Genomic DNA, 26,405 nt, shown 5'->3' on the forward strand with positions numbered 1-26,405 from the left:
CGCCTAATCCAAAATCGAAGGCGACAGGATCGTCGCCTTCGCCAGGTACTCGATATCCCCGGCTTCCATCCCCACCGCTGAAAACAGCGCCTTCCAGTGGGTCTCCACCACCTGCTTCATAGCGTCGACGCATTCGGTGGCTTCCCGTTCGTTCAGACCAAACCGCTCCGCCTGGCTGAGGGCGTTGTGGAGCGTGGCGGCGCGGCCCTGGTGGCCGACGGTCATGGCCAGGTCCGCCGAGTAGCCCAGCCGGGGCTGGGGGCAGATGTCGTAGCCGGGGGTGAGGTCGAGGGCGGTGCCGTCCCAGAAGCAGGCGTGGTTGCGGGCGTGGTCGTCGGTGTTGCCGATCAGTATGTTGAAGACCATGCGCCGGAACAGCTCCCGGCCGTCCCGTTCGAAGTCCCGGGCGTATTGGCGCAGCACGTCGGCTAGTTCCAGGTAGCTGGCTTCGCCGCTGCGGACGGCGTATTCGTCCAGGTCCAGCAGGGTCATGGCGCTGAGCATGTGGCGGCGGGTCGGGTGGCCGGCCGCGTTGGTGTCGCGGTCGAAGCGGCGGACCAGCAGCACGTCCTTGCCGGAGACTTCCGGCACCCGGGTGTCCGCCACGTTCAGGCCGGCTTTGGCGGCGAGCCGCATGGCGCCGCTTTCCGCGGCGATCATGTTGAGGGTGTCCCGGCTGGAGCTGAATTTGGCGACCAGCCAGGACTTGCCGCGCCGGAACAGCACCTTGGGCCGGGCGCCGCCGATGCTGGTGCCGTGGTTCAGGGCGGCGTCCAGGTCGTCATCCAGTTCCTGGCCGCGTTCCATTAGTTCCGCCGCTTCCAGGGCGTCCGCCAGCGGGCGGATCGGCTTGGCGCGGGGCGCGTAGGCGTCCGGTCGGTCGGTGGCGTCCAGGGCGCCAATGCGATCGGCGCCGGCGCCGAGCAGGTAATCAATCTCCCCGAGTTCGCCTTCGAGGCGGTAAGGGGCCTCGCCGGTGGGGTCTAGGGTTTTCGCGATTTCCCGCTGGATGATGCGCCGGCCCCAGGCGTCCGGCGCCGCGTCGCGCACGGCGCCGCTAAGCTCGTGGTCGAGGACGTAGGGCTCGCCGGTGAGCTCGCCCAGGGGGCGGCCGGGGATCGAGAGCGGGATGGCATCCGGCCGGGCCAGGTAGCTTTTGCCGTAGCGGAACACGTATTCGGCGCCGTCCCAGGCGACCACGCCGCACACCACCGGTTCCGCCTGCCCCGGTGGAAAGCGCCAGAGGTAGGCGCGATCAGAAATCATTGTCGACGTCCTGGGGTCGGAATCGGCGCCGGCTGGTGGGGCGGCGCGCGCCGGCGCGGTTCTCGGCGACCCGGTAATACCCTTTTGGGGTGGGCTGGCCCGGTTCGGGCAGGGTCGCCAGCAGGGGCAGGTCAAGCAGCCACAGGGCCGCCACCACCAGGCCGACGTCGACCTTCGGGTCGCCTTTTTCCAGGGCGCTCACGTGCCGCCGGTCCACCTTGCCCAGGCGCGCGCCCAGGTCGGTCTGGGACCAGCCGCGCGCCTTGCGGGCCTCGGCGATCAGGGCGCCGGTGTCGCGCAGGGCATCGAGAATCTGGGCCTTTTGATAAACGGGAGAATCGACTGTCCGGGGCATTTTGATCACTAAAACGTACAAAGTGGCGTTAAATGTACGTTATGGCGTTCCTTGTGATTCGTCAAGAACATCTCTATGCCTTATGTGCTCATAAATGTACATAAAGAGATGTTTTGTGCGTTTTACCGATCAAGGTGCTTGAGTTGACCCCGGACTCAGATGGCCCACAAGTCCGGTGATTCCACTTCCATCCGCAGCCGATCCTTACTGAACGTCCGCTTCAGCAACCCACCCAGGCCGGGCTTGGGAATTTCGCTCAGCAGCCGCCGGACTTCGTCGGGCAGCGGGTCGGGCAGGTCGAGTTGGCCCTCGGCGGTTACCTCCAGCAGCCAGTGGCCGTGGTCGCGGGCGGCGTCCCAATTGCCTTGGGCGCTGAGCAGGGTCATGTGCAGTACGGAGAGGTACGGGTCGAACACTTGGGGCAGCACGGTGTTGCTGACCTCGAGCGCGGCGCGCGGATCGGGCGTGCCGAACCAGCCTTCGTCCAGGCCGCGGGCCAGGGCGTATTTACAGGCAGTGAAGTCGACGGGGACGTCGCTGAGCAGGGCTTTGGCTTCGGCCTGCTCGCCTTGGGTCAGGAGAGCCCGGGCCAGGGGCAGGGCGCCGAAGCCGTTGCCTTCGGCGATGGCGGTGCGGCACAGGGCCAGGGCCTGCTCGGAGTGCGGGTCGTCTTCCAGTTGGAGTTCGGCCAGGTTGAGTTTGCCGTCCGGCCCCTTTTCGGCGGCAAAGCGGAACCAGCGCTCCGCCGCCGCGCGGTCTTGTGGAAAGCCACGCCGGCCTCGGGCCAGGCACCGCCCCAGCCAGTTGGCCGCTTCCAGGCCCTCCGGGCCGGGCCGTTCCGCCAGGCGGCTCAGCACGGCGGTGGCCCGCTCGATGTCGCCGGCGTTGACCCAGGCCAGGCCGAGGTCGAACTGATGTGTGGAGTCGTCCGGGGCGGCGTCCACGGCGGCCTGCCAGCCTTCGGCGATTTCCAGGGCGGGGGCGTCCAGGGAGGCCAGGATTTGTGCTTCCAACACCAGCAGGGCGGCGCGCATGCGCCCAGGCGGGCAGTCTTCCAGGCCGGCGCGCAAGTGCCCGCGGGCGGTGACCAGGTCGCCGTCAATGGTGGCGGCGCGGTTGGCGCGCCACCACCAGTACTCGGCGGTGAGGATCTGGTGTAGCTCGGGGGCGGTGATGGCGTGTTCGGCCAGCCTGACCACTTCGCCCATGTGCGCCAGGCTGCCGCCCCAGCGGGCTTCGCTGCGGGCCAGGGCGGTGGACCAGGCGGGTAGCCAGTTCGGGTCGGCCTCGGCCAGCTGCGCCAGTAGTTGTTGGTGTTCCTCTTCGGATACGCCCAGGATCGTGGCGGCCTGGCCGAGGGCGGCCAGCGCCGGGCCGGGCTGCGCGCCCAGCTCCAGGGCGCGGGTCAGCGGTGCACGGGCGCGGTTCAGCGATGTCACCACCTGCTCCCATTGGGCGTCGGTGAGCTGGTCGGCGGTCTCTTCGCCCCGGGCGTCGATGCCGGCGTAGGTGTCCGCCATGCCTTGGGCGAGCCTGGGCCAGGGGTTGTCGGGTTCCGTCTCCGCCCAGGTATCGAGGGTGTCGCGCGGCGCGCGGAGGATGGCATGCAGCGTGCCTTCCAGTTGCAGCAGCGTGTGCAGGGAGGGCGCGCGGCGGTAGTCCGCGGCGGTGCGCTTCAGGCGCTCGGTGAGCGCCGGCCATTCGCCACTCAGGGCGGCGGCGGTGATGGCGGGGTAGGCCTCGGGGGTGGCGACGTCGGTGATGGACAGAATCGGATGGTCGGACATGAAAATGAAACTCTTGGCCGGTGCGAGCCCTGAATCTTGAGGCGTGGACGCCATAACGCAACCCTACACGGCATCCGGACGCGCTTTGAATGGGAGCTGCGTCTCACGCTGGACCGGGCGCGCCGGATATCGCTGGTTTGGGAGCAGGCAAAAAGCAAAACCGGGTTCGGGCACATGGTTGGGTTGTGGCATCGTGTTATCGATTCTGTTTCTGTACGATTCGGATGCCCACTTGCAAGGACGCTCGCCGTCCGTATTGGGAGAGGACTGATCCGACCGCCTGGCTATCCTTGACCATCAGAGGTCATGGACACAGGGGCGCGGTTTCGTTCCTGTGTGCAGCCTGAGCGTAGGGAAACCACGATGATTGACGAGCGATTGTTGTGTCGGGATGAGGTCGGCCTGGTCTGGGGGATCGACCGCAGAGAGGTGATCGAAGAGATCTATGCCCTCAAGGGCGGCGAACTGGTGCTTCGTCCCGAGTTCTACGACATGAGCGGTTGGCCAGAGGGCGAGGCCGAGCACTTCACGCCGATCCTGCTCGATTGTTTTGACCGTGGTGGTTGGTTCCTTGGACTGTTCGACCAGGGCCGCCTGATCGGCGCGGTGGTGCTCGATTCGTGCCGCTTTGGCCCGGCGGGCGAATGGCTGCAACTGACGTTCCTCCACCTCAGCCACGCTTATCGCCGCCGTGGTCTCGGCGCCCATCTGTTCCGTCTTGCCGTCGCCCGGGCCCGGCGGGTGGAGGCTGGTGCGCTCTACGTTTCAGCGACGCCGTCACGTAATACCGTGGACTTTTACATGAGACTGGGCTGCCGGTTATGCGAGCAGCCGGATGAAGCCTTGTATCAGCGGGAGCCGGACGATATTCATCTGCTCCATGCCCTCACGTGAACGCTTGGGGTGGAATGGAGAGAGGCAATCAACGTCACGAGCAAAGCCTATCGTTCGGCACTGGCCTGTGGTTGGCGGCGCGGCGATGCGAAAAGGCGGGTTGCCGCCGGATCATGGGCGGGTGAATATAACGCTTCGCCGTGCCTTCCTGGCCTATCCGGCCTTCAGTCCCAAGCCAATACGGGAGGGCCGCCACTGGCGTGATCCGGCGTGATGCCGGGAAGGTTTGGCAGGTGGGCGGGCGGCGATAAAAGAGGCCTGGAGCGATACGGGCCCTGTTTGCTGAAGGGCTGGGTGAATAAGACATAACGACAAACCGTAGAAGGAGAGCAACCATGTTCAACCACATCATGATCGGTTCCAACGACATCGAGCGTTCCAAGAGCTTCTATGACGCGGTGCTCGGTGTACTCGGCGCGCGCGAGCCGTTTCGCAACGTGGCGCCTTCCGGCCACGTCCGGCTGTTCTATATCCACGATGGCAGCACCTTTGCCATCAGTGAACCGATCAACGACGAAGAGGCGACCTGCGCCAACGGCGGCACCATCGGCTTCAAGTGCGATTCGCCCGAGCAGGTAAAGGAATTCTATGATGTGGCGGTGGCTCAGGGCGGCAAGCCGATCGAGGATCCGCCGGGCCTGCGTGAAGGCAGCATGGGCGCCATGCATCTGGCTTATGTCCGCGATCCCGACGGCAACAAGCTCTGCGCGATTCATCGGGTCCAGTAAATCTCCAGTCCCCCGTCTGAGGACACGCATGGATCCCTTGGGCGGGGCCTGGGTGCCTGTGATGTGTGACCGTGTGGTTATCCAGGCCTTGCTTTGGGTCAGGAGGGGCGGCTTTGATGGGCCGGCATGGATGGTGTGTCCTCAATGTGGCGAACGGCAATAACTGCGAGCTGTAACCGATCAAAGGTGAACCTATGACCGTGGAAGGCCAGAACGATATCGATGGGGTGCTGAACACCGGGCGCGTTGTCGCCAGAGTGCGTGATGCCATGCTCGATGCGGTTGAACCGGGCATGACGACCGCGGAACTGGATAAGCTGGGAGAGCAGCTGCTGGAGCAGTATGGCGCCAGGTCGGCACCGAGGGTGACGTATGATTTTCCCGGCGCCACCTGCATCAGCGTCAATGAGGAAGCGGCGCATGGTATTCCCGGGCAGAGGGTGATTCAGGCCGGGGATATTGTGAACGTCGATGTATCCGCTGAACTGGGTGGCTATTTCGCGGATACCGGTGGCACCATGGTTGTTCCGCCGGGGTCGATGCTCAAGACACGCTTGTGTCATGCCACCCGGCTGGCTTTGAAACGCGCCTTGGGCGAAGCACGAGCCGGTGCTCCCATCAATCGCATCGGCAAAGCGATTCAACATACCGCGAAGTCGCATCGTTTCAAGGTGATCAAGAATCTGGCCGGTCATGGTGTCGGGCGAACGCTGCACGAGGAGCCGGAGGACATCGTGGGCTACTATGATCGCCGCGATACCCGCCGATTACAGCTCGGTCAGGTCATCGCCATCGAGCCGTTTCTGTCCACCCGCAGCACACTGGTGACAGAGGCGGAGGACGGGTGGACTCTGGTGGGGCATCCGGACAATCTTTCCGCGCAGTTCGAACATACCGTTATCGTCACCAAAGGGGCTCCCATTATCGCCACGCTGTCCGAAAAACGGCATTGACGATACGGCATCCGGCGGGATGCCCCCGGCCCGAACTGTAGGTCATCAGAGACCGGAGCGTTGGAGACGGATAATGCTTGTGGAAAATACGAAGTCTCAATTCGAAGCACGATTGCTTTGCCCCAAAAAGCAAGGTGACAGCGAACCTTGGGCTTTCGTGGTGTTGCCCCGGGAGGTCAGCACAAAGCTGCCCAGACGGGGCCGTACCTCGGTGGATGGCACGCTGAACGGCCACGCGTTCCAGGTCTTGCTGGAGCCCGACGGCCGCAAGAGCCATTGGCTTCGTATCGGTCAGCCCCTGATGGAAACGTCCGGTACCACCTTTGGTGATGTCGTCCGGTTCGAAATCAGTCCGGTGGCGCGGGAGCCGGAACCGGAGGTCCCGATGGATTTGCGGGAGGCTCTCCAAGCCGCGCCGGAGGCCCGGGAGATATGGGAAGCCACCACCACGCTGGCCCGCGTGGACTGGATTCATTGGATTACCACCGCCAAGCAGGTCAAGACCCGTGCCAAGCGGATTAATGACGCCTGCGACATGCTGGCCTCGGGTAAAAAGCGGGTCTGCTGTTTTGATCCTTCGGGCTTTTACAGCAAGGCGATCCGGGCCCCGGAGGCGGCGGACTAGCTCTAGCGGATATTGCTCCAGAGCCCGTGGTATTGGCGCCAGCCGATGAGTGGAAGTGGGGGCAATGTGCCTCGGCCGCTACCTTGACAGCGATCGCTTGCTTAGGGGAAAGCCGTTCGTCATGCCCTACAGTTTGCCGTGTCTTTGCACCGCGTTGACCACTATGTTTCCGTTCTCCACCAGGATCACACCATAAGCCGGTGGCCCTGGAAAACGCGACAAGCGGTCGCCGGCCATGTCGAATGCCAGCGGCAGGTGCGTGCTTTCCAGGCCGGTGAAGGGATGCCCCGCCCACAGACCACTGACGTTGCGGTGCAGGTGACCGAATAACAGCTGGGTCGGTGCGGATCGGCCGAGTAACAGGTGATAGAGCCCGTGATCAGGATCCCTTAGCCGCAGCCGATCCAGAGGTGGCACACCAATGGTCATGGGTGGATGGTGCATGAAAATCAACGCGGGTTTGCTGCCTGCGTCATGCAGCTCCGTTTCCAGCCAGGCCAGCCGGGCGGGGCAGACTTCTCCGTGGTGCCCGTCTTGCGCTTGCGTGTCCAGATAGATCAACCGGGAGTCCCCCAGTGGCTCACTGGATTGCAGGAAGCCCTCGATAGCAATGGTGTCGGGGAAGACCTTGCGAAGGTTGTCGCGGTGGTCGTGATTACCCACTAGTAATCGATAGGGGACGGGGAAATCATCCAGGACGTCCCGTAGCAATTTATAGTCTTCGACGCCGCCGGACTGCGCCAGATCTCCGGTGAGAATAAGACGGTCCGCGTCGGTGTGATGATCCCGCAAGTCTCGCAAAACGGCTTTGAGCCGTAGCAATGGATCGACGTCTTGCGGTGATGGGGAACCGGGACCCGCCAGGTGCAGATCGGTGATCCAGAGGAGTTTTTGTCTACTCATCGCCGAGTCCTCTATTGCGGCCGGATGGCGATGGAGGAAAGGTCGGTGCCGCTGTCCAGGGTGGGTCCGGCAAGAGCCTTGCGCTCGGAATAACGATCGGTGAGCGCGTCAACATGGGGGCGCAGCAGGCGTGTGAAGCGGACCAGTTCTTCCATGACGTCAACAATGCGTTCATACAGTGGGGAGGCCAGCATACGCCCGCCGGCGTCAAATTCCTGAAACGCCTTGGGCACACTGGATTGATTGGGGATGGTGAACATACGCATCCAGCGACCCAACTGCCTGAGCGTATTGACCGCGTTGAAGGATTGCGATCCACCGCTGACTTGCATCACAGCCAGAGTCCGACCTTGTGTGGGACGAATACCGGCCATCTCCAACGGTAAATGATCGATTTGTGCCTTCATGACTCCGGTGATCTGGCCGTGTCGCTCGGGGCTGCACCAGACCTGTCCTTCGGACCATAGGGCCAGTTCCCTCAACTCTTGAACGGCGGGGTGGTTGTCGCCGGCGACCTGATCCGGCAACGGCAGGTCAGTGGGGTCGAAGATGCGTGGCTCGGCGCCCATGAAGCGCAACAGACGGGCCGCTTCTTCCACTACCAGACGGGAGTAGGAATGCTCCCGCAGTGAGCCATAAAGCAGCAGAATACGAGGTGGGTGCCCGGCGGTACTGCCCAGCGCCGCCGCCGGGTGCGGCTGGGCGAAACGTTGGTCAAGAGCGGGAAGAGTGTCGGGATCAGGGAGTGTGCGTTGTCTCATGGTCATGCCTCGTCAAATGTTGGAGCAGGGTAAGCGCACCCAGGGCCATCCCTCCAAGTGCGATGGATACAACCAGCGCGCCGCTGCCGAACCGCTCAAGCAGTAGAGCGAAGAGGAACGGTGCGAACGCCTGGCTGAAACGAGCCGGCGCCATCAGCCATCCCTGACGCCGGCCATAGCCTTGGGGACCGAAGATAGCCAGAGGTAAAGTACCTTTGGCGATAGTCAGGATGCCGTTGCCGGCGCCGTGCAGCAGTGTGAACAGTGCCGCCGCCGGTGCACCGAAAATCAGCAACGCCATTGCGCCCAGCGGGTGGGCGGCACTGGCCAAGGTTGCGGAAACCATGGGGTGAAAAGGTCGCAGCAGAGCAAACTCCAGGAAGCGGGCCGCTACCTGGGCTGGCCCCACCAGTATCGCAAGAGCGATGGCGGCAGCGGCGGTAAGCCCCGTTTCCTGGAGCAGTCGTGGCAGGTGCGCCGCCATGGCGGTGCTCAAAACCCAGGTGATGGCGAAGACCAGCGCCAGCAATGGCATGGCAAAACGGTTCGTTGTTGGCCTGGGGAGTGCAGGGTCGCTGTAATGGCTGTGGCCTTGAAAGCGCGCGGGCAGCAACAGGCAATTCAGAGGTAAACCGACAAACAAGTGCGCGGCAGCCCAGGTAAAGCAAGCCACCCGCCAGCCGAACTCGACATCCAGCCAACCAGTGACCGGCCAACATACCGTGCTGGCGAAACCCGCCATCAAAGTGATGCCAGTGATAGGGCCGCGCGCCTTTTGCCCGTAAAGACTGGTCAGGGTGGCGAAGGCGGCTTCGTACAGCCCGATCGCCATGCCAATGCCAATGATCGCCCAGGCGAGCCAGAGCGTGGCGGGGCCCTGGGCCAGACCCAGGGCGAATAGCCCCGCGGCGAACAGTACATTGGATGTGGCAAGCAGGCTTCGCCCACCGTGGCGATCAATACGATGGCCCGCCGTGGGGCCAAGAAACGCAGTCAGGATTAGAGCCATCGAGAAGGCACCAAAAACCGTTCCTGTGGAAATCCCCAGTTCTGTTGCCATGGGCTCCGCCAGGATGGCGGGCAGATAGTAGGTGGAACCCCAAGCCAGGGTTTGCGTTATCCCCAACACCAGAACGACTCGTCGCTGCCCGTTCATGGCTGGACTCTCCGAGGCATTGGAACCGTTGATGCAACGATGCATTGATCATGGAGGCCTCCATGGTCAATGCATCGATCATCGATGTATATGAGCAAAAAAAAGGTCATGCCTTTTGCCGTCCTTTTTTTTCTGTGTTTTCCTTTGCGGTGCTTTCCGCCGCCAGCTTGCTGGCGACGATGCAGTCGGTGGCATCCAGCCAAGCATCAACCGCCACCTGAAAGGCTTCCCGGCCCTTGTCCGTCAACTCGTACACTTTGCGGGAGCGGCCTTGCACCACCTGTGCCGAAGAGGACAAGAAGCCACCCGCTTCGAACTCATTGAGCATTGGGTATACGGTGCCCTCGGAGGGGCTGCAGCAACCATTGGTGCTTTTCTCTACCGCCTGCACTACTTCGTAACCATGCATGGGTTTGCGGTGCAGCACGCTGAGCACGAAGAACTTGGACAACGACATCTTGATCGTGCCGTGCCAGTAGCTGGGGTCGCCGTAGTCCGGTGCTTGCCGAACCCGGGACGATCTGGTTGCTGAATTCATGACTACGGACTTTATACCTCGATGATCGATGTGTAAAGAGGAGGGCAGCCCTCATCAGCGTTCGGGTGGGCTGTCTCCTCGGCGTCCGAGCGGGTATCCGCACGAGGGTAACGTCCTTGTAGGGTAGGATAATGACCAATCGGAGAGTTCGCAGGTGATATTGGCCGCGATAGGGATGTTTGCCATTGCCGGGGTTGTTTATGCGCAGAGTGACGTTGTTGTTTTTTGTGTTGCCGTTTCTTGCGGTGTTATCGGCAGGGTGTTCAGAGAAAACCCTCGAAGAGCAAAGGCGGGAACTGGAAGAACAGAAGGCGGAGTATCAGGCACGGATCGAAGCCCTGGCCGATCAGGACGTCAAACAAGCATTGGCGTCGATGGCCGATGTCATGTTCTGGATACGGGAAGGGGACCTGGAGCGCCGGGAGCCGCCAGAGGAGGTGCAATATAGCACCTCGCCCTACGCGATCCTGGATGATTATAAAGACACGAAGGACATGGCCGATCAGTTGGCCGCCGGCGTGCTGCTGACCCATGATCCGCGCTACCGTCCCGAGGAAGCGCAACTCGAGCTCCCGTTCGCGTATCCCTTTGATCTCAGGGTCAACTGGGAGCAGGTGGTGTTGGCGGATGGCACCGAACTGCCGGTGGTGGAGCGGGACCCGTTCACCGATCAAAGCAATCTGATTCCGGTGGCGTTGTGGAATACCTCATATAAGCGTTTCACCACCCAGGTGAAAAAACACGAAAACCTGCCCATTGGTCAGGTGCCGCCACCACCGTCACCGATAGCACGGGCACGTGGCGAGATGATCCTGACCGTGCCGGAAACACTGCCGGAAGTTGATTTCTCAGCCTCCGATGTGGGCGACCATCAGGAGTTGTCCGGGTGGCGCATCACCTTGGAAGAAGTCGAAGGGCATCGGGTTCGGTTGCTGTTCAAGGTGCCGGAAGATATGGCGCTTGCCGAGGCGGAAGACAGGTTCAATCAGATTGAGGTGGAGGCCAGTGACAGCACCGGTCGCCTGTTGTCGAGCAGCAGCACAGGGAAAGGGCCGGCCGGTGACGATACCCTGATCATCGAGATGCTGGACCAGCTGATCGACGCGGCGGAATCCGGCGAACTGAAGGACAAGGAGGCCATGGAGCAGCGCATGCAGGCGCAGCGGAAGGCCATGTTTGAGGGTGTGGATAGGCAGTTGTTTGTGGAGGTGGCGTTCAGTGGCACGGTGAAGCAGGTGAAAGTGCTGCTGCCAGGGCTTTCCGGTGAGACAACGCTGACCGTGCCGCTGGATCTGACATCGGTACAGTTTGATGTGCCGGACAACCAGGCCGAGCCACGTTCCCTTGGTGTGCGGGCCCGGGTGTACGATCACACCGCCAGCGACTGGGAACTGGACCAGCCGCTGGAGGCGGACCCCGCGTCGCTGGACGAGCTCATTCAGGTCGAGTTCAAAGAGGGGGCGGATCAGGACTTGCCGGATCCAATAGCGGATAAGCTGTATTTCCATTTCCCGGAACAGATGAGCAACCGTCTGGTGTCCAACTTTGACCGCTTCGATCATGTCGAGGAGCTGGTTTTTCTGGATAAGAACGATGAGCCTGTTTACCGGTTCGACCCTGAGGACAGGGAGGGGCCAGTGAGGTTCACCGTCAATCGGATTGAGTATCACCCGGACCGTTTCGAACGGCCCCCGGTGCGCGTCCGTGGAAAACTGGATGTATTGCTGCTGCCAGACATCGACGTACGCTGGGTTGCCGTCGATGACTTGCCCGAAGGCTATGAAATGCATGGGAAACAAGTGCTGTTCGGTCCGGCGGCGGCGGATAATCATATCCCCGCGTTGGTGCTTGGCCGGGACTCGGAGGGAGGTTATCTGAAAAAAATCACCGAGATCCGTCATTCGTTCGATCAAGGGTGGCCTCGGCGTGCCTATCATTTCTACGATGAGCCGGCGGGCTTTCTGTTTATCGACAAAGGCCCCAGTTCCCACGCCAGCTATTCGTTCGACATCTCGCTTGAGGATTGAAACCCGCGGGAAGGCATGGGCGTGTAAGTGTGCCAGCGAAGTATGGGACGCCGGTGCCCGGTCATCGGAACCGGTCCGCCCGATAAGGCGTCATATCCACGTCCGGAGTCTCGCCGTCCAGCATCCGCGCGATCAGTTTTCCGGTGATCGGCCCGAGCGTAAAGCCCTGATGGCCATGGCCGAAAGCCAGCCAGAGCCCGGGTAAATCCGGGGCTGGTCCGATCACCGGCTTCATGTCCGGGGTGCAGGGGCGGGCGCCCATCCAGGGACGCGGATCAAGGCGCTCACCGAGAGGAAAAAGCTGACGGGCCACGGCTTCGGCGGCGGCCAGTTGTTGGTAACGAGGCCCGGCATCGTGGCGGGCCAGCTCGGCGCCGGTGGTGAGCCGGATGCCAGCGCGCATCGGCGCCAGCAGGTAACCAATCTCGGCGTCCATGATCCAGTGGCGAAGGCGGGTCTGCTCCTTCGCGCCATAGTGCATGTGGTAGCCTCGTTTAACGAACAGCGGGACCGATAGTCCTTGTCGCGACAACCATTGTGAGGACCAGGGGCCGAGTGCCAGCACCACTTGCTCGGCGGTCAATGTCTCTTCACCGGCGATCGCCTGCCAGCCGCCACGGTGACGCGACAAGGCACGCAATGGGGCCTGGACGAAGTGGCCGCCTCGTTGTCGAAAGTCAGCGGCATAGGCGGCGACCAGAGCACCGGGGTCCATGACGGTCCAAGGCTGGGTCCAGTGGATGGCGCCGGCGAGGCCGGGAGCAAGATCCGGTTCCAGCGTGGCGAGGGTGGCGCCATCGAGGACACGATGGGTGACGCCATGGTGTTCCGCGTCGCTCCGTGCCTGTTGGCACTCCCGCTCCAGGGCTTCGGTGCTGCGAAACACTTCCAGATAGCCGTCCCGGCGAATCAGTGCTTCGGCGCCAGCCGCCTCGATCATCGGCGCATGTGCCTCCAGAGCATGGCGGATCAGAGCGGCGTACTCGGGCACGATGCGAGCATAGCGCTCCGGCTCTGAGTTGCGCCAATACTGAAACAGCGGCCCGGCGGCCTGAACCATGCCGGAGGGCCGGTACCGGATATCGATCTGACGATTGGGCAGCACCCGGATCAAGGTGGTCAGGTCTCTTGGGAAACGATAGGGACGCACGGCTTCGCGCTGGATGATGCCGGCGTTGCCGAACGACGTTTCCCGGCCCGGCTGATTGCGGTCGACCAGCGTCACCTGGTGGCCGCGTTCAAGCAGGTGCCAGGCGACGGATACGCCGACCATGCCGGCTCCCAGGACCAGAATATCGCGCGACATGGTTACTTCTCCCTCTCCTCTGGCGTCCGACCCCCTGGGTTGTTCCGTCCCGCCTTTCCCCACCGCATCGGTGTGGAAGGGGATATCGGGAGCGTGCGTTTGATCGGCGCAAAAGGCAAGATGGTTTGACTATCTCATCCGCGATATTCGTCCGGCCGGGCTATTGTAGCGGTCATGACTTTCTTTCCTGTTGCCTGTTCACACGGTATCGCTGTCGTTACCGGTGTCTTCGACAGCAAAGAGATCATTGCAGCGGTCATTGTCGGGTAGGGCGATGCCGGTCAACCGGGCCGCGCACACGCAGCGCGTCGACGACGAGCGAGAATGCCGGTGACGGCTGCCGGCGGCTGGGGTAGTAAAGGTGGTAGCCGGCGAAGGGAGGACACCAGTCCTCCAGGACTTTGAGCAGACGGCGGCTCTCCAGGTGCGGATAGAATTCCTGTTCGGGCAGAAAGGCAATGCCGAGTCCCCGGAGTGCGGCATCCACGATAGGGGGCGAGCTGTTGAAGGCCACTTGGCCGTCCACACGAACGTTCAGTGCGCGCCCCTCGCGTTCGAACTCCCAGACATAAAAGCCGCCGTGTGTCGGAAACCGCAGGTTGATGCAATGGTGATCGGTAAGGTCATGCGGCGTTCGCGGTGGTGGATGACGATCAAAGTAATCCGCTGATGCCGCCGCCGCCATCCTCATCTCGGGGCCTATGGGAACCGCGATCATATCCTTGTCAATGGATTCGCCCAGCCGCACGCCGGCATCGAAGCGATCCGCGACGATGTCCCGGAATCCATAGTTCACATCAAATTCCACGGCAATGTCCGGATACTCGCGCAGCAGAGGGGTTAGCTTGGGCAACAGGACGGTGCGCAGCACATCGTCCACACAAGTAATGCGTACCGTTCCCGCCGGTTTGTCGCGCAGCTCGGTAAGGGCGTCCAGTTCCGCCTCGATTTCATCGAAGCGGAACCCGAGGGTTCGCAGCAAGCGCTCGCCGGCTGCCGTGGCCGACACACTGCGTGTGGTTCGTGTCAGCAGGCGAATATCCAACTGTGTCTCGAGATTGCGGATGGTCTGGCTGAGGGCGGACTGAGTCACCCCCAGGCGTGCCGCGGCACGGGTAAAGCTGCCTTCCCGCGCTACCATGACGAACGCATACAGGTCATTCAGATTGCGCCGGGGCATGGTCCGCTCCTTAATCATTGATTAGTAAAACTTATATACTCATTAAGAATTCATTAGATAGTCAAGGCCGCGGTCTTTGCGGACAATCCGGGCCGTTGAAAGCTCGTCGAACTCTCACGATGCCATATCTATCCGAATAGTCAGGAGTGATGCGATGATGACCAAAGCGTATGGGGCCCATGCCGGGGACCGTCCTCTGGAGCCGATGGAGATTACTCGCCGTACTCCGGGAAAGCACGATGTCCAGATCGACATCGCTTATTGCGGCGTGTGCCATTCCGATATTCATCAGGCGCGCTCCGAATGGGCCGGCACGCTTTATCCCTGTGTGCCGGGGCATGAGATCGTCGGCCGGGTCGCCGCGGTGGGTAGCGGTGTTACCGGTTTCCAGGAGGGTGATCTGGTGGGCGTCGGCTGTATCGTTGACAGCTGCCAGCACTGCGGGGAGTGCGATGACGGTCTGGAAAATTACTGCGACCATATGATTGGAACCTACAATTTCCCGACGCCGGATGCACCGGGCCACACCCTGGGCGGTTATTCCCAGCATATCGTGGTTCATCAACGCTATGTCTTGCGTATTCGCCACCCTGAACCGCAGCTGGCGGCGGTGGCGCCGCTGCTGTGCGCGGGGATCACCACTTACTCACCGCTGCGCCATTGGCAGGTGGGCCGGGGAGATAAAGTGGGTGTGGTCGGTATCGGTGGCTTGGGCCATATGGGCATCAAGCTGGCGCACGCCATGGGCGCCCATGTGGTGGCGTTCACCACCTCAGAATCCAAACGGGACGCGGCTTTGGCGCTGGGTGCCGATGAAGTGGTGGTGTCACGTGACGCGGAAGAGATGGCGGCCCAGAGCAAACGCCTGGACTTCATCCTGAACACCGTGGCCGCCCCACACGATCTGGATGCCTTCATGGCGCTGCTCAAACGGGATGGCACCATGGCACTGGTCGGGGCGCCGGCTTCCGCGCACCCTTCGCCTCAGGTGATGAATCTGATCGCCAAGCGCCGAGGTATTGCCGGCTCGATGATCGGTGGTATTCCCGAGACCCAGGAGATGCTGGATTTCTGTGCCGAGCACGGCATCGTCGCGGATATTGAAATGATCCGTGCCGAAGACATCAACGGGGCCTACGAGCGAATGCTCGCTGGTGATGTGAAGTATCGCTTCGTCATCGACAACGCCTCACTGGCCCTCTGATCGACCCGGGCCGGCCGTTTGTTTCTGCTACACTGGCCGCGACAACGTCGCCTTGAAGCAGGGAGGAAGCGGTGAGTGACAACTGCACTCACATCGTGCCGGTCCATAAGGGGGACTATCCCGACGATCATGCCAAGGTGAAGGAGATCCTTTACTGGTTCCAGAAAAGAGGCATGGTGGAAAATACGCTGTCCGACTGCACCCTGGGTGAACCGGGCTACCGGTTTCTGCCGGAGATATCACGGATCTTCGATGAAGAGCCACGGCCGGACAGTTTGGAGCACACCCTGCTGACCCATGGTCTGGAACTGCATCATGGCCGCCGCCGGGTCTTCCATCCCATGGAGGGCGCCGACCTCTACTTTGTTTGCCCGGAATGCGGGCATGACATGGGATGGGACGCGGCGGATGGCATCGCGGCCTGGTATGAGAGAAAAGACGATTCTCCGCAATGCCGGAATTGCGCGAAGACATTCCATATTACCGAATATCGGACAGACCGTGGCGGCACGGAACCGCCGTGGGCGTTCAGCAATGTGGCGATCACCCTCTGGAACGCCTTCGGGGAGGCATTCGCTCCCTGCTTCCTGGATGAAATGAGGGCGTTTTACGGAACCGACATTCTGGTTGTGGAGGTGCGCATCTAGGTTTGTGGAAAGCCCGCTGCGTTGTTCGCCCGGCCACTTCAGGCGGGCGGTCTGGTTGGGGCATTGCGAAGGATCGCCCGGTACCGCCGGCCCCTCCAACAGCATGATGCGCTGGATTTCCGGCTCCAGTGCCATCTCGATACCGGCGACGCTTTCCTGCGACAACCCTTCCCATGGATTGGTGGCGTGTTTCTGAGCGACGTGCATCCGTTCAAGCATTTCGTTGTCGATCTGGTCGATCACCGCTCGAACCAACTTGGCCCGGGTTTTTTGTGTCTTATCCGAACTGGACCACGGTAGGCGTGCACTGGCTGGCGGGCTTTGATTTTGAGATCAAGGTCATCGCACGCCTTCCCCGGAGTGATTGAACAACTAGTGGGGGGCTGAGTTATCATCCCATGGGTAAACGCACGGGAACTGGCACGCGGCTGCGCCAAAGTCGAGGTGAACTATGCAAGTCAAACGCATCATGGCCAACATCGCCACATCGGATGTTGAGAAGGCCGAGGCCTTCTATGGCGACATACTTGGCCTTGAACGGCTGATGGACCACGGCTGGTTTCAGACCTATGGTTCGGATCAGACGATGAGGGTTCAGATGAGCTTTGCCTCGGAGGGCGGTTCGGGGACTCCGGTGCCTGATCTCTCCATTGAGGTTGATGATGTCGAGGCGGCGCTGGCGCGCTTCAAGGCAGCGGATATCCCGGTGGAGTACGGTCCTGTCAGCGAACCCTGGGGTGTGCGGCGGTTCTATGTCCGTGACCCTTTTGGCAAGCTGATCAACGTTCTCCAACATGAGTGACGGCGGGGCCGGCTATTCCAGTGGGGCCGGCTCCTCCAAATCCAGATCCACCTGATACGCCACGACTTTCTTGTCGCCCCGATACCAGATCTCGAACACTTCTGGCAGGCCGTTGTAGTAGGTGACGTCAACACCAGGGCCTTCGGTTCTTGGATAGTGAAGGTCCGTGACCTTGCTCAGATAGCGCTGGTCGGCGCTCTTGGCGAAAAAAAGATAGGTCTTCTCGAAGCGGTCGTTGGTGCTTTCGGGCTTAAAGTCGGCATGGTCGATAATGATCATATTATCCACAATGCGAACGCCGTCGGGCAGGCTGTTCTTCTTGTAGCCTTTCTTGGTCAGATTTGGCGTGGTCACCACGGGCACGGTGGCGGAGAGGCGCACCGGTTTTTCCGGAAAGCGATCCGGGTTGTACTCGATGCGGCTAACCATGAACCGGTAATAATCCGGGTTGTCGGCGGGTACGTCGATGGGAGCACCGTCGGCATTGAAAAAGACAATTTGCCCGGGTGCCGGGTTCTCGTAACGATCGAACATATCGAGGAAGCGATCGCTTTGTACTCGCGGGTAGTAGAGCTTTACCTTGGCGCTGTACTTCCGGTCCGCCGACACTTCATTTTGCCGGATACCGATCTCTTTGTTCATCTCCTTAGCGGTGAGATCGACCTTTTCCTTAATCGAGTAATTATAGACCGGGTGGAAAGTGGGGATGCGCTCCAGCTGATCCGGATCCACGCTCCGCGCCGGCTGACGCCTGGCCAGGTTGCGGATGGGCAAGTCGAGCTTCCGCTTAAAAGGGGCTTGCTTCGCGTCCCTGCCAGGCAGGATGATTCGGGCGGTTTTCACGGAACCGCTGAAGAAGAAATGCTTGTGGAATCTGCCCCCATGCTTGTCATTCAATTCGCTCTGCATGTCATCGAAACGCTGATCTATCTGAGCCTCCGTCAACGTGCCGTCAAGGGCCTGATCTATCAGATCATCGACGATAAGGTCGGAAACTTCATAGAGTTCAGGGCGTCCGGCGCGAGTACCGGTGCGAGAGAGGTGGCGCCCGGTTTTGTCGAGCGCCTCGCCGATCATGTCCTTGCTGTCCAACGTCAGGGGGGCTCCGTCGGCGGAGGACACTTCAACGGCGTAAGAGAAGTCATTGGCTTCCACCAGGGTCACCGTATATCCGTCTTTGGATTGGGACTGATCGATGTTTGACGGGTTGAAATCAAACTGGACGAGTTTTTGGGGAAGCCGAGCCGAGAACTCTCCGACCAATGCCACGGGAGCCGGATCGTCGGGACCAAGGGACTTTCGGTAGCAAAACGTGTTCCGGGCGCCGCTGTATTCTATTTCGGCATTGCGTGAAATGCCCGAAACATGGCTCGGTAACGCCGTGGTCTCGCCATTTTCCAGACGGATGGCGCTCCAGGTCAACTGGTGCTGGAAAGGGTAAGTGAACGGTTGACGTGGCCAAATACAGCTTCTGTCCCGGTAGGTGGTGCCGGCGATCTGGTTGGCCAGGAACACTTCCGTCAATTCATCAATGCTGGAATAGTCGTCCAGACGGGCGAGTTTGGCGCGCGTATAGGCGGTATTTCGTGGCGGTATCTGGAAGTCCAGTTCCATCCCATCGGTAAACATGGCGTCGTATACCAGATTGGCGAGGGACTTCTGGACGGCCTTGTCCTTAACGGGTTCCAATCGGGTGAGCCTGGCGTCCTTTTTTTCCAGCATCGCATCCGTCAGCGCCTGAACGTCCGGGGGCTCGTCACTGGGGATCAGCAGGAAAGTGAAAATGGCGGCTACTGTTGAAATGGAAAGGACGATGAGGGCTTTTTTCATAATGGGATCGGGACTCCTGTCAAACCGGCTCCTGTGTACTTGTCTGTCCCCCCTGGTCGATGCCCGTGAACCACGGAAGGTGGAGGAACGGGAAGCGCGTGGCGCGGCATTGTCGCATAAACGGGAGGCGGACGCAGGCCAGCCGAAGTGAAGTCTGGTCAGGCGGGGGAGAGTACGCCGCCGCAAGCGCGCGGCCGTCGGCGGCGGGTTTTCGGTGGCAGGCCTTAACCTCGGGCAAACACTTCCTTGCCCATTAGTACATCCAACCGGTGGACATGGGCGGGGTAGGCGAGTATCGCATTCATCCGCTCGACATCCCGAAAGATATCGCCGCCGCCCCCTTCCACGTGAGCCCGCCGACCGGCCAGATTCGGAAACACCTCGAAGATACCGAAAGTGGTTTTCGAATATCGTACCGCGTACCAGGGGCCGGTGGCGGGCTCCTCCCGCACACAGTCGAGAATATCCTCAAGCATGCGAATAACCAGATCTTCCTTGCCGGGTAGGGCCTCGATGTGAATATAGAAGGCCTTCGGCCCTTCCTCGCCATCCTGCCCGGAAACACGTACACCACGATGAGGGTACTCACGATACGATTGCGCGGTTTCGGGGGTGGGTCCCGGTGCGGCAGTGGTTGTCGCCGGGGCTGATCTTGTTTCGTCTGTCATCATTCACCTCCATTGCGGAGGCTTCACGATAGAACGGTGCGGTTCCCCGATGATGCCTGAATCTCCCGCTCTTTTGCCTGATTGTCCATTTCGCTTTACGTGGTCGAAGCCGGTAGGCAAGAATAAATCATGTTTGATGCTCTGCGTGACGCGGTCCTGAGTTATACCCAAAAGTACGCCGCTACGGATGGTGTCGCCGCCACTCCGGTGCCTGGCTTGTTCCTGGTGCGTGATACCTCGCCTGGTGAACTGGAACACGCTATCGCCAGCCCGCTGGTGTGTTTGGTGCTGCAAGGGCGTAAACGGGTCACCATCGGCGACAGGGATTTCACCTTTGCCGCTGGCGACTCGATGATCGTTACCGCCAATGTGCCAACCGTGAGCCGGATTAGCGAAGCGGCCATCACCGCCCCGTATCTGGCGATCGCCCTGGATCTGGACCCGGCGGTGATTACCGATCTGGATGTGGCCATGAGCACGGAAAGTTCGTCCCAGGAGCTTGTGGGTATGAACGTCGACGAAGAATTCGGGGATGCGCTGTTCCGACTGATACGGCTATTGGAGCGGCCACGGTCGCTGGCCGTTCTGCACAAGCCACTGATCAGAGAGATACATTACTGGTTGCTGCTTGGTGGCCAGGGGCGGGCGATCCGCCGCCTGGGTCTGCCGGACAGCCAGGTGCGGCGCATTGCCCGTGCCGTGGCCATACTGCGGCGGGAGTATACGCGGCCATTGCCGGTTGAACGCCTGGCGGCGGCGGCGGGCATGAGCCGGTCTGCTTTCCATAAGCATTTTCGCACGGTCACCTCGCTGTCACCGTTGCAGTTCCAGAAGCAGCTGCGACTGATCGAAGCCCGGCGATTGATGTTATCGAAGGGAAAGACCTCAAGCCGGGTGGCTTTCGAGGTCGGCTACGCCAGTGTGTCTCAATTTACCCGGGAGTACGCGCGCATGTACGGGCGTCCGCCGGTCCGGGACCGTAACACCTCGGTAACTTAGGCTGATATACACCGGTGTTCATCCCATCGGCACGGCGTTTGTGGCGGCAACGGGATCCGATTAGGATGAAAACCCAAGCCTTCCACGGCCACGCTCAGAGTGCAGTATGGATACTCACACTCATACACCGAGAATCCTGGCGTCTCCGGGCACGAGTCCAGTCTTGGGCCGGGTGTATTGGGCGCCCGTCAAGTCGCTGTGGTATCTGGCGCATGTGTCGATAGCGATTGTCGCCGGTTATCTGACGTTTTCGCTGTCGTCTTTCCTTGTCTTTATCGGTTCCACGGCGATCACCTTGTGCCTTGGGCATTCCTTGGGGATGCACCGCCGGCTGATCCATAACGCCTATGAATGTCCGCTCTGGTTGGAATACATCTTCGTGCATTTAGGCATACTGGTTGGCATGGCCGGCCCGCTGGGGATGATGCATCAGCATGATCTGCGTGATTGGGCGCAACGACAGACGGACTGCCACCCTTATCTACGGCATGGACAAGGGTTCTGGAAAGATGGCTGGTGGCAACTCCATTGCGATCTGGTGCTGGAACAGCCGCCGGAGTTCCGGGCGGAGCCGCGCGTTGCTGGTGACAGGGTCCTCATCTTCATGGAACGCACCTGGATGTGGCAGCAGTTTCCCTGGGCGGTATTGCTGTTCTGGCTGGGGGGATTGCCCTGGGTGGTTTGGGGGATCTCCGCGCGGATCGCCGTTTCGGTGACCGGGCATTGGCTGGTTGGGTATTTCGCTCATAACCGTGGAGAGCGGGACTGGCACGTCGAGGGGGCGGCGGTTCAGGGATTCAACATTCCCGCCGCGGCTTATCTGACCATGGGCGAGAGCTGGCACAACAATCATCATGCTTATCCCGGCTCGGCATTGCTGGGTTTGCACGAGAATCAACCGGATCCGGGGTGGTGGGTGTTGACGCGCCTGCATGATCTCGGGCTGGTGTGGTCGATCCGGTTGCCGGAGAACCTGCCTCAACGGTCGGAGCTCAAGGCGTTGCCGGGGGCTGAGGGCAAGGAAACATCCCACCGGACATTCAGGGGGGGCGTTGGTCGCCCTGATGCCTGAGAGGCCGGGTGCGTTGAAACGGCGTGGCGCGCGCCGGGCAGGAGTGGCAGTAATGAAAGTAGTGGTCAATATCGATGTGCCGGAACTCGGTCGGGCGATCGAGTTTTACTGCGCGGCTCTGGGACTCAGGCACAGCCGTACCCTGGATAACGACGTGGCGGAACTGACCGGGGCATCCTCGGTGATCTATCTTTTGCAAAAGCCTTCCGACTCAAAGGCGGCGGGCACGCTGCTGGAGCCGCGCCGTTACGCCAGACACTGGACGCCGGTGCACCTTGATTTCGTGGTTGATGATATTGAGAAGGCCGCTGACCGCGCTCTTCGGGCGGGAGCCGTTCGTGAAAGCGAGTGTATTGAATGGAAGGCATCCAAGTGCATTACGTTCTCGGACCCCTTCGGACACGGGTTCTGTCTCATTGAATTCGCCGGAGAGACATACAGCGATACCGCCGCTCCGGACTAGGTTGAGTCGGCCTCGCCGCCGTCGGCGCCCCGGCGTTGGGCCAGCTGGTTGCGGGCGAAGGACAACACTTCCCTGAGTACCGGTTCCGGGGCCTCCTTGGCGATGGCAACCAGAGCCTCGCGCATCTGATTTTCCGTTTCCACCGAAGGAAACAGAAAGAACTCCTGTAACTCCACGCCCAGCACCTCGGCCATCGTCACCAGAGTGTCGAGGGAAGGAAAGTATTTGCCGGTTTCCAGCCGCGAGATATGGCGGCCATCCACGCCAACCCCTTCCGCGAGATCATTCTGGGTCAGATGCCGGGCTCGGCGTAGCGTGCTGATGCGCTGGCCGATGAGTTGTTTGGGGTTCTTCATGGTTGCTCCTCTCCTGCCGGGCAGTTCAGCAGATAGCGGAGCCTTCAAGAACGACGTTTTATGGTGTTTATTGTAATTTTTATGATGTTGAATGTCCTGTTTATCCATGTAGAATGTAGATAAATGCAAAAATATAGGCATATGACGCCTGTTTGGGGCGATTTTTGAAGGCTGTTCCGGTGCGCCGGTTACCCGCCCTCGGCTGGCGCTTGGTGGACCTGCCGGTCACAGCGACCGGGACACGGGGGATGGGGCATGTTGAAATGGAAATGACCGTGAGTAATGGTGGGATGGCATTGGCGGCGTTCTTGATCGGCGTCGTGTTGGTGGTATCGGGCTATATTCTGCTCTGGAGCATGGAATGGCTGGAGGACCTCTACCTGATACGTCGGGAAAGCCGCTCTCAAACGCCATCGGCGGGAAGGGACGACGCACCAACTGTCCCGCCGGGAGACAACGCCGTGGTTAAGGCTGGGAGCGAAGTCGCGGGTAAAGCGGAAAGCAAGGTCACCGATGGATGACATGAATCAGAGAGTCTTTCATGGGCTGTGGAAACGGACACTAGCAGCTTCCTCCATGTGGAACCGAGAGGCTGGTTTTATTTTCATGACCCAATTGGAACGGTGACGTTATGGGCCTTTGGTGGCGTCCAGGCAAGGTGGTACTCCGGGAAAGCCGTGATCAGAGCGGCTACCGCTATCTTGCCGCTGAATTTCAGGACAACGGTGATCTGGTCTTCGTGGGACAGGATCTGGGAGCCGGGGTGAATGAGGCCTTCGGTTGCCTGGAATACGAATGGCTGTGGACCATAAAAGCCGCCGATGTGCCCAAGCTGAGGGTGGCGCTGCAAAGCCGGCGCCCGGTTCTGGCGGCGCTCAAGCGGCGTTTCAGTGGCGAGGAGGCGATGCGTCTGTATGCGTTTCTCAGTGCCAGTGGTGTGCCGTTTGAAACCTATAGCCGGATCGGCGACTGAGGCCCAGGCCGCGCTGGTATCGCGATCCTCTTTCAATAATCCTTGGACTGGAACGCGCTGGCGGCTCGATAACCGCCGGGGGAATGGCCGGTGGCGCGTTTGAAGGCGCGGCTGAAAGCGGCTTGGGAACCGTATCCGAGCCGCCGCGCGACATCCTCCACCGGCAGACGTTCACGAGCCAGCCATTGGCTGGCCAGGCGCATACGCAGCTCGGTAACGTAGCGCAGCGGTGTAATGCCGGTCACCGCCAGGAACCGTTCGGCGAATACCGATCGGGACACCCCCATCTCCCGTGCCATGGATTCCACCGTCCAGTGCCGTCCGGGTTCCCGATGCAGGGCGGCGATAACGCCGCCCAGGCGCGGGTCGCGCAATGCTTCCACCCAGCCAGTGGCATCGCCGCAGCCGCATTCCACCCAACTTCGTATGATGGCGGCGGCGACCACCTCCGCCAGCCGCGTGAGGATGCCGGCGAAGCCCGCTCGCTGCCCGCAGACTTCCTGCTCCATGGCTTCAAGGATGGGGAGCAGCTCCGGTTGCCGGCCCTCTTGGGGATCGACCCGCATGACCGCCGGCATCAGCGACACCAGCGGATGCAGGGAGCCCAGATCCAGTTCCATGCAGCCGCTGAAAATCAAAGTGTCCTGGCTACGGCAGGTGTCCGGGTCGCAGGACCGGACATCATCGACCGCGTCGCACAAGGCGGCGGTTTCGAAGTCGGTGATGTGACGGCACGGCAGCGCCGGTTCGGAAAGCAGGGCGTGGGGGCCGTCGCGGGGCATCAGTACGGCGGCACCCTGGTTCAGTTCACTCAAATCGCCTTCTTCGCCGCGCAAATAAGCCCGCCCCCGGGCCACGAAGTGGAAGTGAGCCCGTGGCGTGTCCCCCTCGCCCAAACGCACGCCGAAAGGCGGCGTCAGCCTCAGACGGTGGTAGCGCAGGCCTCGCAGCCGCATTCCCGCCAGCAATTCACTGATCAGATCAGCGCGGGCAGGGTGGGGCGGGTCAGGTTGAGATTCGGACGATTGATCAAACATAAGCGACTATATGGCATGGATCGTCTGATCTGTCCACTCTATTCTGGCGCCCTTCGTGATGCTATCCAACAGAGAAGGGAGACCCATGAGCAAGTCTGATACCGCGCGGGAGAACACGAGTGCCCCGGTGACCGCCGCCTGGGGCGCGGTGATTTCCCTGACCCTGGGCGTGTTCGGGCTGGTCACCGCCGAGTTCCTGCCCGCCAGTCTGCTGACGCCGATGGCCGCGGACCTCTCGGTCAGCGAGGCTCTGGCCGGCCAGGCGGTATCCATCACCGCGGTGCTGGCGATGGTGACTGGCCTGTTTATCGCTTCGGTGACCCGGCGAATCGATCGGCGCCATGTGTTGATCGGTTTTTCCGTGCTGCTGGTGGTGTCGAATCTGCTGGTGGCCTATGCGCCCAATCTGGTTGTGTTGCTACTGGGGCGGGTGTTTCTTGGTATCGGCATCGGCGGCTTCTGGGCCATGTCCGCGGCCACGGTAATGCGCCTGGTGCCGGAAGCGCTGGTACCACGGGCGCTGTCGCTGTTGTTCAGTGGCGTGTCGGCGGCCACCGTGTTCGCCGCGCCGCTGGGCAGCTACCTCGGTGATCTGATCGGCTGGCGGAATGTGTTTTTGCTGGCCACCTTGCTGGGAATCCTGGCGCTGGTGGTGCAGCTTGCCACGCTGCCACGCATGGCGCCCAATGGTCACACCCGTCTGCGTACCATGTTCGAGGTAATGATGCGGCCACGCATGGGCTTCGGCATGCTCGCTTCCTTGTTGGTGTTCACCGGCCACTTTGCTTTGTTCACCTATGTTCGTCCCTTCCTGGAAAACGTTACCGGGGTGGCGGTGTCCGGCATTTCCGCTATCTTGCTCGGTTTTGGCGTGGCCAATTTCATCGGCACTTTCCTGGGCGGCGCGCTGGTGGAACGTAACATGCGCCTGACGTTGGCGGTGATGCCGCTGGTGATGGGCGTGGCCGGCCTGAGTCTGGCCATGCTCACCGGTACGCCCGTCAGCGACGCTATTCTGGTGGCGTTATGGGGCATGGCTTTTGGCGCCGTCCCGGTGGCCTGGTCCACCTGGATCACTCGTACCGTGCCTGATGAGGCGGAAAGCGGCGGTGGGCTGATGGTGGTGGCGATTCAGTTCGCCATCGCGTTGGGGGCCGCCGCCGGCGGCGCGGTGTTCAGCATCAGTGGCGCCAGCGGTGTGTTCGCCATAAGCGGTTTGGTATTGGTGTTCGCCGGGTTGCTGGTATCCGTGGGGCTGAGGACCGAACCGTTGCCGGCGAAAGCCTGATTCTGGATCCCTTATGCGGGCCGTCCGGTGATCGGGTTGCTGGAACACCAGACATAAAAATTGCAGAGAATCTGGTCACGGACCAGGTGGGGAACATCGTCGATTCGGAACCATTTGCCGTGCGGGGCACTCCAGTGGAAAGGGGGTTCCGGCCACTATCGTGTAGGCAGACACCAGTGAAGCCGGTTTCTCCCCCTATTTCATACCAAGGCGTGGACACCAGGCGCCGCGTCGGAGGAAGGCGGATGGATCAGGCGGCCAAGAAGAGGCTCAAAGCTGAGTTCAAAGCAAAACGGCGCGCGGCATTATGCGCTTCCTTGCCAATGCCATTGGCGCGATTGAAAGCGCTGTTCTCCTTTCTTGATCGTTTGGATGCCCCGCCTTGCGACCATTCCCTGACCCAGACGCGGGTGTTCCTGCATCAACAGGGCCTGGCGCCGGAGCTTGTGGTGCCCTGGTTGAATGAACACGGTGGCTACTGTGATTGTGAGGTGCTGGCCAATGTCCACGATGAGGTGGGCGACCTGATCGGTTGGTATGTGGACGAGGAGAGGTGAGGAAGGGCATGCCTGGAAAATGTGCTTTTC

Annotated in this window: 28 protein-coding genes and 2 pseudogenes; 16 read left to right on the top strand and 14 right to left on the bottom strand. The window is 61.2% G+C overall.

What is annotated here, in order from left to right; genetic code table 11:
* Positions 1 to 3: 3 nt before the first annotated feature.
* From E0L37_RS03440 to E0L37_RS03450, 3 genes are all read right to left on the bottom strand, one after another.
* Complete coding sequence (locus E0L37_RS03440; protein ID WP_133490401.1) at positions 4 to 1,266, bottom strand: type II toxin-antitoxin system HipA family toxin; 1,263 nt, start codon at positions 1,264 to 1,266, stop codon at positions 4 to 6.
* On the bottom strand, positions 1,256 to 1,621 hold the full coding sequence (locus E0L37_RS03445; protein WP_133490402.1) for a helix-turn-helix domain-containing protein: 366 nt from the start codon (positions 1,619 to 1,621) through the stop codon (positions 1,256 to 1,258). The genes E0L37_RS03440 and E0L37_RS03445 overlap by 11 nt, the downstream gene beginning before the upstream one ends.
* Before the next feature lie 155 nt (positions 1,622 to 1,776).
* Positions 1,777 to 3,408, bottom strand: coding sequence for an SEL1-like repeat protein (locus E0L37_RS03450; RefSeq protein ID WP_133490403.1), 1,632 nt, complete (start codon positions 3,406 to 3,408; stop codon positions 1,777 to 1,779).
* Between the two features lie 363 nt (positions 3,409 to 3,771).
* Between E0L37_RS03450 and E0L37_RS03455 the strand changes: the two genes are divergently transcribed.
* From E0L37_RS03455 to E0L37_RS03470, 4 genes are all read left to right on the top strand, one after another.
* Entirely contained in the window at positions 3,772 to 4,302 is a 531-nt protein-coding gene (locus E0L37_RS03455; protein ID WP_133490404.1) for a GNAT family N-acetyltransferase, read from the top strand.
* Positions 4,303 to 4,637: 335 nt separating this feature from the next.
* Complete coding sequence (locus E0L37_RS03460; RefSeq protein ID WP_097058990.1) at positions 4,638 to 5,030, top strand: VOC family protein; 393 nt, start codon at positions 4,638 to 4,640, stop codon at positions 5,028 to 5,030.
* 194 nt (positions 5,031 to 5,224) lie between these two features.
* The gene (gene map / locus E0L37_RS03465; RefSeq protein WP_133490405.1) at positions 5,225 to 5,983 is read left to right on the top strand and encodes a type I methionyl aminopeptidase; all 759 of its coding nucleotides are present in this window, start codon (positions 5,225 to 5,227) and stop codon (positions 5,981 to 5,983) included.
* Between the two features lie 73 nt (positions 5,984 to 6,056).
* Positions 6,057 to 6,608 (top strand): YdeI/OmpD-associated family protein, encoded by a 552-nt coding sequence (locus E0L37_RS03470; protein ID WP_097058988.1) that lies wholly within the window; start codon positions 6,057 to 6,059, stop codon positions 6,606 to 6,608.
* Positions 6,609 to 6,734: 126 nt separating this feature from the next.
* On the opposite strand, the gene E0L37_RS03475 is transcribed toward E0L37_RS03470, so the two are convergent.
* From E0L37_RS03475 to E0L37_RS03490, 4 genes are all read right to left on the bottom strand, one after another.
* A complete protein-coding gene (locus E0L37_RS03475) occupies positions 6,735 to 7,511 on the bottom strand; it encodes a metallophosphoesterase (RefSeq protein ID WP_133490406.1) in 777 nt (258 codons plus the stop codon).
* An 11-nt stretch (positions 7,512 to 7,522) separates the two neighbouring features.
* Entirely contained in the window at positions 7,523 to 8,272 is a 750-nt protein-coding gene (gene arsH, locus E0L37_RS03480; RefSeq protein ID WP_133490407.1) for an arsenical resistance protein ArsH, read from the bottom strand.
* The gene (locus tag E0L37_RS03485) at positions 8,250 to 9,428 is read right to left on the bottom strand and encodes an MFS transporter (RefSeq protein WP_133490408.1); all 1,179 of its coding nucleotides are present in this window, start codon (positions 9,426 to 9,428) and stop codon (positions 8,250 to 8,252) included. Before E0L37_RS03485 ends, arsH begins: the two co-directional genes overlap by 23 nt.
* 106 nt (positions 9,429 to 9,534) lie before the next feature.
* On the bottom strand, positions 9,535 to 9,966 hold the full coding sequence (locus tag E0L37_RS03490) for a PadR family transcriptional regulator (protein ID WP_205655574.1): 432 nt from the start codon (positions 9,964 to 9,966) through the stop codon (positions 9,535 to 9,537).
* A gap of 200 nt (positions 9,967 to 10,166) precedes the next feature.
* On the opposite strand from E0L37_RS03490, the gene E0L37_RS03495 reads away from it, so the two are divergent.
* A complete protein-coding gene (locus E0L37_RS03495; protein ID WP_133490409.1) occupies positions 10,167 to 11,993 on the top strand; it encodes a hypothetical protein in 1,827 nt (608 codons plus the stop codon).
* A 61-nt stretch (positions 11,994 to 12,054) separates the two neighbouring features.
* On the opposite strand, the gene E0L37_RS03500 is transcribed toward E0L37_RS03495, so the two are convergent.
* Both E0L37_RS03500 and E0L37_RS03505 read right to left on the bottom strand, forming a co-directional pair.
* On the bottom strand, positions 12,055 to 13,299 hold the full coding sequence (locus tag E0L37_RS03500) for an FAD-binding oxidoreductase (RefSeq protein ID WP_133490410.1): 1,245 nt from the start codon (positions 13,297 to 13,299) through the stop codon (positions 12,055 to 12,057).
* 256 nt (positions 13,300 to 13,555) lie between these two features.
* The gene (locus tag E0L37_RS03505; protein ID WP_133490411.1) at positions 13,556 to 14,479 is read right to left on the bottom strand and encodes a LysR family transcriptional regulator; all 924 of its coding nucleotides are present in this window, start codon (positions 14,477 to 14,479) and stop codon (positions 13,556 to 13,558) included.
* A gap of 154 nt (positions 14,480 to 14,633) precedes the next feature.
* Between E0L37_RS03505 and E0L37_RS03510 the strand changes: the two genes are divergently transcribed.
* Both E0L37_RS03510 and E0L37_RS21500 read left to right on the top strand, forming a co-directional pair.
* Positions 14,634 to 15,683: an NAD(P)-dependent alcohol dehydrogenase gene (locus tag E0L37_RS03510; protein WP_133490412.1), complete on the top strand. Its 1,050-nt coding sequence runs from the start codon at positions 14,634 to 14,636 to the stop codon at positions 15,681 to 15,683.
* A gap of 71 nt (positions 15,684 to 15,754) precedes the next feature.
* Complete coding sequence (locus tag E0L37_RS21500) at positions 15,755 to 16,330, top strand: hypothetical protein (protein WP_166642989.1); 576 nt, start codon at positions 15,755 to 15,757, stop codon at positions 16,328 to 16,330.
* Positions 16,331 to 16,387: 57 nt separating this feature from the next.
* Here the strand turns inward: E0L37_RS21500 and E0L37_RS21900 are convergent.
* Positions 16,388 to 16,549, bottom strand: a pseudogene (locus tag E0L37_RS21900) (TetR/AcrR family transcriptional regulator); the annotation flags it as partial.
* A 59-nt stretch (positions 16,550 to 16,608) separates the two neighbouring features.
* On the opposite strand from E0L37_RS21900, the pseudogene E0L37_RS21740 reads away from it, so the two are divergent.
* Both E0L37_RS21740 and E0L37_RS03525 read left to right on the top strand, forming a co-directional pair.
* Positions 16,609 to 16,698, top strand: a pseudogene (locus tag E0L37_RS21740) (RidA family protein); the annotation flags it as partial.
* Between the two features lie 83 nt (positions 16,699 to 16,781).
* Positions 16,782 to 17,132: a VOC family protein gene (locus tag E0L37_RS03525; RefSeq protein WP_133490413.1), complete on the top strand. Its 351-nt coding sequence runs from the start codon at positions 16,782 to 16,784 to the stop codon at positions 17,130 to 17,132.
* A 12-nt stretch (positions 17,133 to 17,144) separates the two neighbouring features.
* Here the strand turns inward: E0L37_RS03525 and E0L37_RS03530 are convergent, their stop codons facing one another.
* Both E0L37_RS03530 and E0L37_RS03535 read right to left on the bottom strand, forming a co-directional pair.
* The gene (locus E0L37_RS03530; RefSeq protein WP_133490414.1) at positions 17,145 to 18,962 is read right to left on the bottom strand and encodes a hypothetical protein; all 1,818 of its coding nucleotides are present in this window, start codon (positions 18,960 to 18,962) and stop codon (positions 17,145 to 17,147) included.
* A 224-nt stretch (positions 18,963 to 19,186) separates the two neighbouring features.
* On the bottom strand, positions 19,187 to 19,633 hold the full coding sequence (locus E0L37_RS03535) for a putative quinol monooxygenase (protein WP_133490415.1): 447 nt from the start codon (positions 19,631 to 19,633) through the stop codon (positions 19,187 to 19,189).
* 126 nt (positions 19,634 to 19,759) lie between these two features.
* Between E0L37_RS03535 and E0L37_RS03540 the strand changes: the two genes are divergently transcribed.
* The 3 genes from E0L37_RS03540 to E0L37_RS03550 all read left to right on the top strand — a co-directional run bounded on the left by E0L37_RS03540 (position 19,760) and on the right by E0L37_RS03550 (position 22,164).
* Complete coding sequence (locus E0L37_RS03540) at positions 19,760 to 20,629, top strand: AraC family transcriptional regulator (RefSeq protein ID WP_133490416.1); 870 nt, start codon at positions 19,760 to 19,762, stop codon at positions 20,627 to 20,629.
* A 172-nt stretch (positions 20,630 to 20,801) separates the two neighbouring features.
* On the top strand, positions 20,802 to 21,701 hold the full coding sequence (locus E0L37_RS03545; RefSeq protein WP_236564060.1) for an acyl-CoA desaturase: 900 nt from the start codon (positions 20,802 to 20,804) through the stop codon (positions 21,699 to 21,701).
* A gap of 52 nt (positions 21,702 to 21,753) precedes the next feature.
* Positions 21,754 to 22,164 (top strand): VOC family protein, encoded by a 411-nt coding sequence (locus E0L37_RS03550; protein ID WP_133490417.1) that lies wholly within the window; start codon positions 21,754 to 21,756, stop codon positions 22,162 to 22,164.
* Here the strand turns inward: E0L37_RS03550 and E0L37_RS03555 are convergent.
* Positions 22,161 to 22,520 (bottom strand): helix-turn-helix domain-containing protein, encoded by a 360-nt coding sequence (locus E0L37_RS03555; RefSeq protein WP_159660589.1) that lies wholly within the window; start codon positions 22,518 to 22,520, stop codon positions 22,161 to 22,163. The genes E0L37_RS03550 and E0L37_RS03555 overlap by 4 nt on opposite strands.
* Before the next feature lie 248 nt (positions 22,521 to 22,768).
* Between E0L37_RS03555 and E0L37_RS03560 the strand changes: the two genes are divergently transcribed.
* Together E0L37_RS03560 and E0L37_RS03565 are read left to right on the top strand one after the other, a co-directional pair.
* Complete coding sequence (locus tag E0L37_RS03560) at positions 22,769 to 23,041, top strand: hypothetical protein (protein ID WP_133490419.1); 273 nt, start codon at positions 22,769 to 22,771, stop codon at positions 23,039 to 23,041.
* 110 nt (positions 23,042 to 23,151) lie between these two features.
* Positions 23,152 to 23,493, top strand: coding sequence for a hypothetical protein (locus E0L37_RS03565; RefSeq protein ID WP_133490420.1), 342 nt, complete (start codon positions 23,152 to 23,154; stop codon positions 23,491 to 23,493).
* Between the two features lie 32 nt (positions 23,494 to 23,525).
* On the opposite strand, the gene E0L37_RS03570 is transcribed toward E0L37_RS03565, so the two are convergent.
* Positions 23,526 to 24,530 (bottom strand): AraC family transcriptional regulator, encoded by a 1,005-nt coding sequence (locus E0L37_RS03570; protein WP_133490421.1) that lies wholly within the window; start codon positions 24,528 to 24,530, stop codon positions 23,526 to 23,528.
* An 85-nt stretch (positions 24,531 to 24,615) separates the two neighbouring features.
* On the opposite strand from E0L37_RS03570, the gene E0L37_RS03575 reads away from it, so the two are divergent.
* Together E0L37_RS03575 and E0L37_RS03580 are read left to right on the top strand one after the other, a co-directional pair.
* The gene (locus E0L37_RS03575; RefSeq protein WP_133490422.1) at positions 24,616 to 25,818 is read left to right on the top strand and encodes an MFS transporter; all 1,203 of its coding nucleotides are present in this window, start codon (positions 24,616 to 24,618) and stop codon (positions 25,816 to 25,818) included.
* A gap of 245 nt (positions 25,819 to 26,063) precedes the next feature.
* On the top strand, positions 26,064 to 26,375 hold the full coding sequence (locus E0L37_RS03580) for a DUF2695 domain-containing protein (RefSeq protein ID WP_133490423.1): 312 nt from the start codon (positions 26,064 to 26,066) through the stop codon (positions 26,373 to 26,375).
* Positions 26,376 to 26,405 lie beyond the last annotated feature (30 nt).

This window comes from Alcanivorax sp. 24 (assembly GCF_004360225.1).
Classification (GTDB): domain Bacteria; phylum Pseudomonadota; class Gammaproteobacteria; order Pseudomonadales; family Alcanivoracaceae; genus Alloalcanivorax; species Alloalcanivorax xiamenensis.